Annotated in this window: 6 protein-coding genes; 5 read left to right on the forward strand and 1 reads right to left on the reverse strand. The window is 43.4% G+C overall.

Annotated elements, in window-relative coordinates; genetic code table 11:
• Positions 1-18: 18 nt before the first annotated feature.
• A complete protein-coding gene (locus Q0117_RS03635) occupies positions 19-897 on the reverse strand; it encodes an aminotransferase class IV (protein ID WP_297922675.1) in 879 nt (292 codons plus the stop codon).
• A gap of 83 nt (positions 898-980) precedes the next feature.
• On the opposite strand from Q0117_RS03635, the gene Q0117_RS03640 reads away from it, so the two are divergent.
• From Q0117_RS03640 to Q0117_RS03660, 5 genes are all read left to right on the forward strand, one after another.
• Entirely contained in the window at positions 981-1,484 is a 504-nt protein-coding gene (locus Q0117_RS03640) for a hypothetical protein (RefSeq protein ID WP_297922678.1), read from the forward strand.
• A gap of 412 nt (positions 1,485-1,896) precedes the next feature.
• The gene (locus Q0117_RS03645) at positions 1,897-2,706 is read left to right on the forward strand and encodes a transporter substrate-binding domain-containing protein (protein ID WP_297922681.1); all 810 of its coding nucleotides are present in this window, start codon (positions 1,897-1,899) and stop codon (positions 2,704-2,706) included.
• A gap of 94 nt (positions 2,707-2,800) precedes the next feature.
• On the forward strand, positions 2,801-3,607 hold the full coding sequence (locus Q0117_RS03650; protein WP_297922684.1) for a transporter substrate-binding domain-containing protein: 807 nt from the start codon (positions 2,801-2,803) through the stop codon (positions 3,605-3,607).
• Between the two features lie 100 nt (positions 3,608-3,707).
• A complete protein-coding gene (locus tag Q0117_RS03655; protein ID WP_297922687.1) occupies positions 3,708-4,511 on the forward strand; it encodes a transporter substrate-binding domain-containing protein in 804 nt (267 codons plus the stop codon).
• A gap of 504 nt (positions 4,512-5,015) precedes the next feature.
• Positions 5,016-9,135: hypothetical protein (locus Q0117_RS03660; RefSeq protein WP_297922690.1), on the forward strand; the 4,120-nt coding region annotated here is incomplete at its 3' end.

The raw sequence follows: 9,135 nt of genomic DNA on the forward strand, positions 1-9,135 counted from the left end.
CTAAATTTGATCGCCTTATTACAGTCCCGCTTCGGCTCTTAGCCGTGCGGCGTACATCTCGCGCAGGCGCGGTACGTATTTACCGACCACACCGCCGCCGATCGCTCTGCCGTCTGCCTTTACGATCGGCAGCAGCATCAGCGTCGCCGCGCTTATAAAGGCTTCATCGGCTTCATAAACCTCGCTCATTCCAAACGCTCGCTGCTGCACACGAAGCCCCGCCTGCTCGGCAAGGCCCAAGATCACCTTGCGGCGGATACCGGGCAGTATGTCGTTTGAAAGCGGCCGCGTGATCAGAACGTCATCTTTGATGATAAATGCGCTGGAGCTCGAACACTCGGTAACGAGCCCGTCCTCGATCAAAAAGCACTCATAAGCGCCCGCCCTGTGGGCCTCGTGCTTTAAGATGCACTGAGCTAAAAGCGAGATCGATTTTATATCGCGCCTATGCCAGCGGATCTCGGGCAGGCTCACGATCTCGATCCCCTCTTTTGCGAGCGGATTATCAAAAATTTGCGTATGATATACAAAGGCAAATACGCTGGGCTCTATGCCGCGGACGTAATCAAAATCGCGCATCGCCGCGCCTCTTGTGATCTGAGTGTAGAAAGCGCCCTCGCTCACGCCGTTACGCGCGATGAGCTCATATAAAATTTCCTCATACTTTTCACGTGAGTATGGAATTTTCAGCTCGATCTGCGCGGCGCTGCGCTCAAAGCGCTCCCAAAAATCCGCTCTGTCGCAAATTTTAGAATTTACCACGGGTGCTACTTCATAGATGCCGTCTCCAAGCACGAAACCGCGATCAAAAGGGCTTATCGCAGCCTCTTTGGCCTTGCAAAATTTGCCGTTAATATAGATTATCTCGTCGCCGCTCATTCCGCTGATTTCAAACATAATCGCTCCTTGAAATTTCGCGCTATTTTATCTTATAACAATTTAATTTAAGATATAATGCCGCAAAAATCGAAGGAGCTCCGATGGATAAATCAAATTTTAAAGATAGACTTTTAGATATTATGTTTCATGTATCGCATAAACCCGTGCTTTTCCGTGATCTGCTCGAAGCCAACGCCGAGTTTAACGACGGAATGCTCGTCGATCCTTCGAAGCTAAATTTTAAATTTAACTACGGCAAATCCTACGTTATCTTCGCTTGCTTCGCATTCGTCTGCGTTATGTTTTTGATAACGCTGACGCACGCGATGTTTGAAAAGATCGACTTTCACTTCTCCATTTTATTTACGATCATAGCGACGTCGGCGGTTTTTATCGGCTTTGATTGCTTTAAAGCGTGGGCTAGAAAAAAGCTAACCCACGAGCTCATCAAACGCGCTTGGGCGAACCACTTTCTCTACTTTCCTTACGAAAAATACAGCCGCGTAGTCGAAAATATCTACAACGAAGCGCTCAAAAACGACGTGCCTAGACGCGAGCTAGAACAATACGTGCTAAGCAAAATCGTAGAAGTTGGCGAAAAATAGTTTTAAAATACCGCAAAATTCTATAATACAAAACAGCATTTCAACCCAAGCAAATTTTAAAATTTTATTGCGAAATATGCGGCACGTAGGCAAGACGTAAAAATTCCAGCTAGAAAAGCAAGCCGGTATGATGGATGAATTCCAAATTAAAATTCTATGCCGATACAGTAAAAACTGCACCGTAAATTACGATAGATAAATTTTAATCAAAGCTTATACTTTCCTGCGCCACATTTCGCTACGGCTAAATTTCACTTCATAAAATTTATCTATCGTTTCTTAAATTCTAATCTCATTCACTTGCTGCCGATTTAGCAATCCGTATTATGTAATTGAAGTTATGTTTAACTATTTTAGGGTAAAATCACGCAATATCTAAGGGATAATATTAAATTTAAGAAAAGGATAGTTTATGAAGCTACTTTTTTGCATTATTTTTGCACTTTGCAGCAGTGTTTTTGCGGGCAGTTTGGAGCAGATCAGATCTGCCGGAGTCGTTAAAATCGGTGTTCGTGATGGTAGGCCACCTTTTAGTGATGAAAAAAGTGGTAATTTCGAAGGCTTTGAAATCAACCTTGCAGACGCTATAGCTAAGAGCATATTCGGCGATAAGCGCGGTAGAGTCGAGTTCGTCCCTTTAAATGCCACCGATAGGATCTCTGCATTACAAAATGATAAGGTAGATCTTGCAGTCGCGACCATCACGATAACGCAAGATAGAAAAAGGCAAATCGACTTTTCTTATCCATATTTTTCGATGAGTTTGGGAGTTTTGACACGTAAAAGCGACGGCATCAAAAGTATAGACGATCTTTCAAACAAAAAAGTCTTAGTAGAGGGTAACGGTACTACGGCAGAAAATTTTTTGTATAAAAATAAAATCCACAATCTAATCCATTGCTCCATTACTACCGAATGCTACGATATGCTTAAACAAGGCAAAGCCGATGCTTACGTTAACGATAATCTCATTGTACTAGCTTATTCCATTATCGATGATAACTTAGAAGTAGCAATCCAAAATCTAGGCAATCCGGAATTCTTAGGCATTGGGGTGCGCAAAGGCAATACCGAATTGCTTGATCTGATAAATAAAGAGCTTGTTACACTTAGTAAACAAGGCTTTTTCGAACGTTCTTATGATGAAACTTTCAAGCCATTTTATCAAGGCGCTGCAGATAAAAAATATTTCTTACTAGATGGGCTCTATGCCATATTTTAGGACGGAATTTAGCAGTGTTTTATCTAACGCCTTTGACTAAAATGTCATTTATTATAAGCGGATAATATGCGAAATCCCATTTTAAGGACATAAAATGAAACTACTTTTTATAGCGGCTCTATTTTGTGCGGCGCTTTTTGCCGATAGCCTAGATCAAATCAGACAAAACGGCATCATTCGCATCGGAGTGCGCGACGCCCATCCACCGCTTTGCGAGTCTAATGGCGGCAAATTTGAAGGATTTGAAATCGATCTTGCAAACGCTATTGCTAAAGAAATTTTCGGCAAAAAAGAGGGCAAAATCGAGTTCATCCCACTAAGCGTAAATGATAGAATTCCATTTTTAGAGGCAAATAAGCTTGATTTGGTGATCGGTCTATTTAGCATCACAAACGAACGAAAAAGAAAGATCGATTTCTCCCTCCCCTACCTCTCCGTAAATTTGGGCGTATTAACGCGCAAAGCCGACGCTTTTACCGATATCGCGCAGCTTCATGATAAAAAGATCGTATTCGAAGGCGACGCGACAGTAGCAGAGAGATTTTTCAAAAACAAAGGATTTAAAAATTTGGGCCATTGCGCTTCGGCTAAGGAATGCTACGAAATGATTCGCAATGGCGAGGCGGACGGCTATATAAATGATAATCTCATCGTGCTTGCATATTCCGTCATCGATGATACTTTGGAAGTGCCGTTTAAAAACCTAGGTCCTAGCGATTTCATCGGCATCGGCGTGCAGAAAGATAACAAAGAACTACTTGATTTCGTCAATGCAGAGCTCATCAAGCTGAGCAAAGAGGGCTTTTTCAAAAAAGCCTACGAGCAGAGCTTTGATCCATTCTATCGCGGTACGGCGGATGAGAAATATTTTCTGCTAGATGGAATTTATAATATGCTCTAAGAGCTTGCTTTAAATTTTGAGTCCAGCTTTTAGAATTTTAGTAAATAAAATTTCCCGCTTCGTTTGAAGGCGGAAGAGAGATTAAATTTAAGGATTTGCCATGAAATTGCTTCTTGCAATGTTGCTACCATTTATCGTTACTTTTGCCGATAGTTTGGAACAGATCAGATCAAAAGGCGTCGTTCGCATCGGCGTTTACGACGGACAGCCTCCTTTTAGTGAGCTAAACGATGGAACTTTTGAGGGTTTTGAAGTTACGATGGCACAGGCCATAGCAAATGATCTTTTCGGCGAAAAAGGCGGCAGAATCGAGCTTGTACCGATGAAGGTCGAGGATAGAATTCCAGCACTAGTAAATAACCGCGTAGATATCGTCATCGCTACGATTACCATTACGCCTGAACGCGCGCAGCAGATCGATTTTTCAACACCGTATTTTTCAGTAAATCTTGGAGTTTTAACCCGCAAAGCCGATAGAATAAAATCCTTAGCCGATCTGAAAGAAAAAAGAATTTTGCTCGAAAGCGGCGGTACGGGCGAGGCATTTTTTAAACAAGAGGGTTTTGGAAATTTTACATTTTGTAAGATCGCCAGAGAGTGCTACCGCATGCTAAAAGACGGCGACGTGGACGCCTACGCGACCGATAATCTAATCGCGATGGCATATCCGGTAGTCGATAGCGAGGTAGAAGTGCCGCTTAAAACTCTAGGTAAGCCTGATTTCATGGGTATTGGCGTGCAGAAAGGTAATAAAGAGCTACTAGACTTCGTCAATGCAGAGCTTATAAAGCTAAGCAAAGAGGGCTTTTTTGAAAAGGCATACGAAGGGACTTTTAATCCATTTTATCACGGCGCTGCGGATAAAAGATATTTCTTGCTAGATGGAATTTACAGCTTCTTGTAGGATTTGCGGCTTATTTTAAAATTTATCACGCAAGATTTATCACGTAAATTTTATCTCCTGCTTGCTATGCTTTAGCTCTTGCAGCGGGGATCACATAAAATTTATCGCGCAATCTTGCTCGTTTAAATTTTTCAAAAAAGCTTTTTCGCGGGCGAAACGGCATTTATATAAAATTCCGCTCGTTTAAAAATTTACCCTGCATAAATTCCATGGCAGCTTGAAATTGCCAGAATTAATTTAGCTCAGATTTTCATTATTTCAAATTTTACTCAGAATCTCTTTACTAGGATTTTTTTACCTCTTGCAATCCGCTCAAAATGCCCCCTCTAAAAAAGGTTAAATTTTGCAGTCAAGAATTTATTCTGCGCAAAGAGTAAATTTTTACTACTTAAAATTACAAATGCAGCCACCCCTCTGTCAAAAACCAATCAGTGATTTTCATATTGCAAACTGATCTATTTTTATGTATAATCGCAAACTTTATGAATTTTAAAGGATCAATATATGAAAAAATCCATCTGCTCCTCTATGCTTAGCCTCGCAGCGGTGCTCGCACTAGCGCCCGCACAAGCGCTTTGTAACGCAGATTCTAATCCGCCGCTTATCCATACCCATAATAACCTCTATTCAGCGGGATTTAGCGGCAATACTAGCGGCAGCGGAAGTACCAGCCCAAACGGCAATATTACGACGATTACGGGCGTTGCAAGCGGCGGAACGGATTACTCTGGCAGCGTGATTTACGGCGGAGGAAGCGGCGATGGGATCGCTGGCTTTACCGAGTTGAATTCTGCTTCCAACAATAGACTTACGATTAGAGGTACAAACGCTTACGTGGGTATCGCAATAGGTGCTGAGGCCAAGGGTGTATCGGATAATTACGTGAGCTTAGAAAATGGCTCTAAGGTAAATTTGGTCGTGGGCGGACAAGGCATAGCGGCGTCTAAAACGGGCAACGAAGGCGAAGCGACGCGAAATCAGGTTTTTGTAAAATACGGCGCCGAAATTACGGGAAATGCCGATAACTTCGGCGGTAGCTCAAATAGACATTACAATATCATCGGCGGCAGAAGTGGAGCGGATAAAAAAGCCTCCTCCAACGCCGTAACGATCGACGGAGGCACTATCGGCAACGGCTCCGTTACGAATGTAATCGTGGGCGGTATAGTAAGCGGCGGCGGTGATGCCGTATCAAATAGAATAACTATCAAAGGCGGTACGTTTAGAGGGAACTTCGATATATTCGGCGCTCAATCCTCCGCGGGAAAAAGTAGCTACAATAGCGTCAATATAACGGTGCCTTATTATGGCAGCACAAATACTATCACTCTAAACGGAAACGGTAGAATTTGGGGCGCAGCGGGCGGAAGCGGAAATTCCACCGCAAACTCCGTCACTATAAATGCAAGACTAAAAGCGCAAAATTACCAAGTAGTAGGCGGCCAAGCAAATAGCGCTAGCGTAATGAGTGCAAATCGCGTAGAGATCAATAACGACGATGCAATCGTAGGCAGCGTCACAGGCTCTTTGGGCGGCGCCTTGAGCTCGCGAAGCGTAGTTGATCTCTACAAAGGCACCGTAAAAGGCGATATCGCTGCAGCAAGCGGCATCACGGGCGAATCGGATGGTGATAGAGTTACTCTAGGAGCATCAGACTCCAACAAAGGTGTACACATCGGAGGCAATGTCTATGGCGCACGTGCAGGAAGTGTCAAAAACGCAGTCGTTTATATCAATAAAGAAAGAACGACGATAGCAGGAGACGTTTATGCAGGCTACGCTACAAGCGGCAGCGTCGAGAATAGCAACGTAAATTTTAGAGGCGGCACTATAAGCGGTACAATCTACGGCAGCAATAAGCCTACGGATAAAACTAATACTTTGCATATAGAAAATTGGGTCGGCGGCGGTGTGAAAAAAGCCAAGGACATTAAAAATTTCGGCTCTATAAATTTTCACGATCTATATTCCACTACCCAAGCCGATGCGCCTCTTACTCTAACCACTAGCGGCAATACGAATTTAAACGGCACAAAGATAGAGGGTATAAAATCAGATCTTGGCGAAGGAAAGTACTATCTGATACATAATTCAGGCGGCGGCACGATCACCAGAGCCGCACAAACCGTGCAAGATAATCAAATTTATACGATTACCGACAAAGACCACTATCAAATCACCGGCACTACGATCGAGGTCGAAAACAATAAGAATTTAATCATACAAAAAGGCACTCTAACTCGCTCTTGGATAGACCCCAACTTCGATCAAAGCGAGCTAATGCAAAATCAAAATTCTAACAAAGCTGCGGGCGCCACTGAGCTATTCGGTAATAAAGGCAACACCGTAATCGTAAAAGATGGTGCAGGTAATCTAGGCGGTAAAAACATAAGCTCGGGCAGAGACGACGCTACCGATGGAAGCAACAGCGTCCACGATAACTACGCCAAGATCAATGGCGGAAGCAACATAGGCGAGATCGATGGCGGATATTCAAATTCCGCTACCTCGCAAGAAATTTATAATAACCACGTAACTTTCGAAGCAAGCGGAATAGACGTGGGGTACGTAAATGCGGGCATCACTCATAGCAGTAGCGGCGGCGGAAACATCCACGACAATAGCGTAACTACGAATGCTACGATAATCCGCAATAGCATTTACGGCGGCAATACTAGCAACGGAGAAGCCAAATCCAATATCGTAACTATAAACAACGGCAGCGTAGGAGCAATGGCGGTAGGCGGCAAGGGAAACAGCGCGATTTCCAACACTATCACTCTCAACTCGGTAAACGTAGGCGGAAGCGTATACGGCGGAAAGGCTAGCGGCATCGCCTCCTCCAACACTGTAAATTTAAACGGCAACACGCAAGTTGCTGGCAACGTCTACGCAGCGGAAGTCGCTAGCGGTAGCAACAACGTAGTAAATTTCAGAAGCGGCAGCGTAGCAGGCACGATATACGGAGTATCTAGTGCAAACGCTAGCAATTCGGGCAACAGCTTAAATATCCTATCTTCAAACTCCGGCAATGGCCTAAATGCAGGGAATTTTGCAAATTTCAATAAATTGGAATTCAACTTAGCTTCCCTTAGCGAGATTGAAAATGATGCTTCATCAAGTACCAAAAGAGCTTTAAGCTTAACCGGCTCCGGCAATACCGACCTAAGCGGTACCGATATATTTGTAAACTCGACAAGCGAATTTAACGCTTTAAACAATGCAAGCTATCCAGATGGCGACAATAAGAAATATACCCTTGCCTATAAAAGCGGAGGTGGTAAATTTACCGGATATGATCCGCGCTTTAAAGACAAGGGCTACGTAACTCAGCTAAATAAAAACTATGTCATAAAAGATGCCAATACTTTTAGCAGAAACATAGGCGGTATGCATATAAGCGAGGATGAGCGGGAGCTTTATATCCAAAAGCTTATTAAAACCAACGAGAGCATAAATGGAGACTTTGATGCGGATGAGCTGCAGAAGTATCTTGGTGCCGGCGGTCTTAACGGAAACAACATAGATATAGGCAAAGCGGGGGAGGATAAGAATTTTAACGCTAGAAATATCTATGCAGCAGGCGCAAATAATACGTTAAATTTCATCAGCGGTCATAATGTAGGCGTAATAAGCGCAAGCGGTAGCGGCAACACCCTTAACATAGGAGCTAGCAATAGCTCTCCTGCGGCAGTAAATTCCTTAAGCGCTAAAAATATTAGCGGTTTTGACAGGCTAAATTTTTTCCTTCCTAGCTCTATTAGAGCATCAGATAACGTACTTACCCTAAGCGACCCTACTGCCAATACCGATCTAAGCAACGTAAGCAATATCACGGCTTATATCAGCGGAGTAAGCGGTCCGATTAATCCAAGCAGCGAGATTCATCTAATCAATAAGCAAGGAAGCGGCAGCCTTATAGCTCCTAACGCAGCCAATATGCATGCAACGCTAAATGTAGGGGTAAGTCTAAGCTATAACCCTAAAATTTATCAAAGCGGCAATTATCTAAATTTAGGATTTGATGCTTCCTCGGCTCCTAGCGCGCGCGTAAGCTCTAATACTAAATCCTTCGCAGAAACTCGTGCCGCAAGCTTAGCCAGCCTAAAGAGCGGAAGCGAGTTAATTACTAACTACCTAGATAAGCTAATACCGGATGGGCATTTAGAGCTATTTCCTTTTGCTATAAGCGAAGCTTATGATCTAAGACATGAGACGGGCTCGCACGTAAATTCCAAAGGCTATGGAGTAGCAGCAGGACTAGCCAGCTTAACTCCTAATTTCGCAGGAGATATCTTAAGCGGAGTATTCGTAGAATATGGAAAAGCCAACTATGATAGCTACTTAGATAGCGGTCTACATGCAGACGGAGATAGCGAGTATATAGGCGGAGGCTTGATGCTAAAGCAAAACTTTACTAGTGGTACCTATCTAGATGCAAGCTTCCACGTAGGTAAGATAAGTAGCGACTACAATAGTAACGACTGGACCTATGCCATAGCTCCTGGAGTATTAGCTCATAATGAGAAGTTTGATATTAGCTCAACCTATATGGCTACTCATATAGGGATAGGTCAGATCTTTGATCTAAGCCAAAGTAACAAGTTAGACGTTTATACTAAAT

Source organism: uncultured Campylobacter sp. (assembly GCF_937997535.1).
Lineage (GTDB): Bacteria > Campylobacterota > Campylobacteria > Campylobacterales > Campylobacteraceae > Campylobacter_B.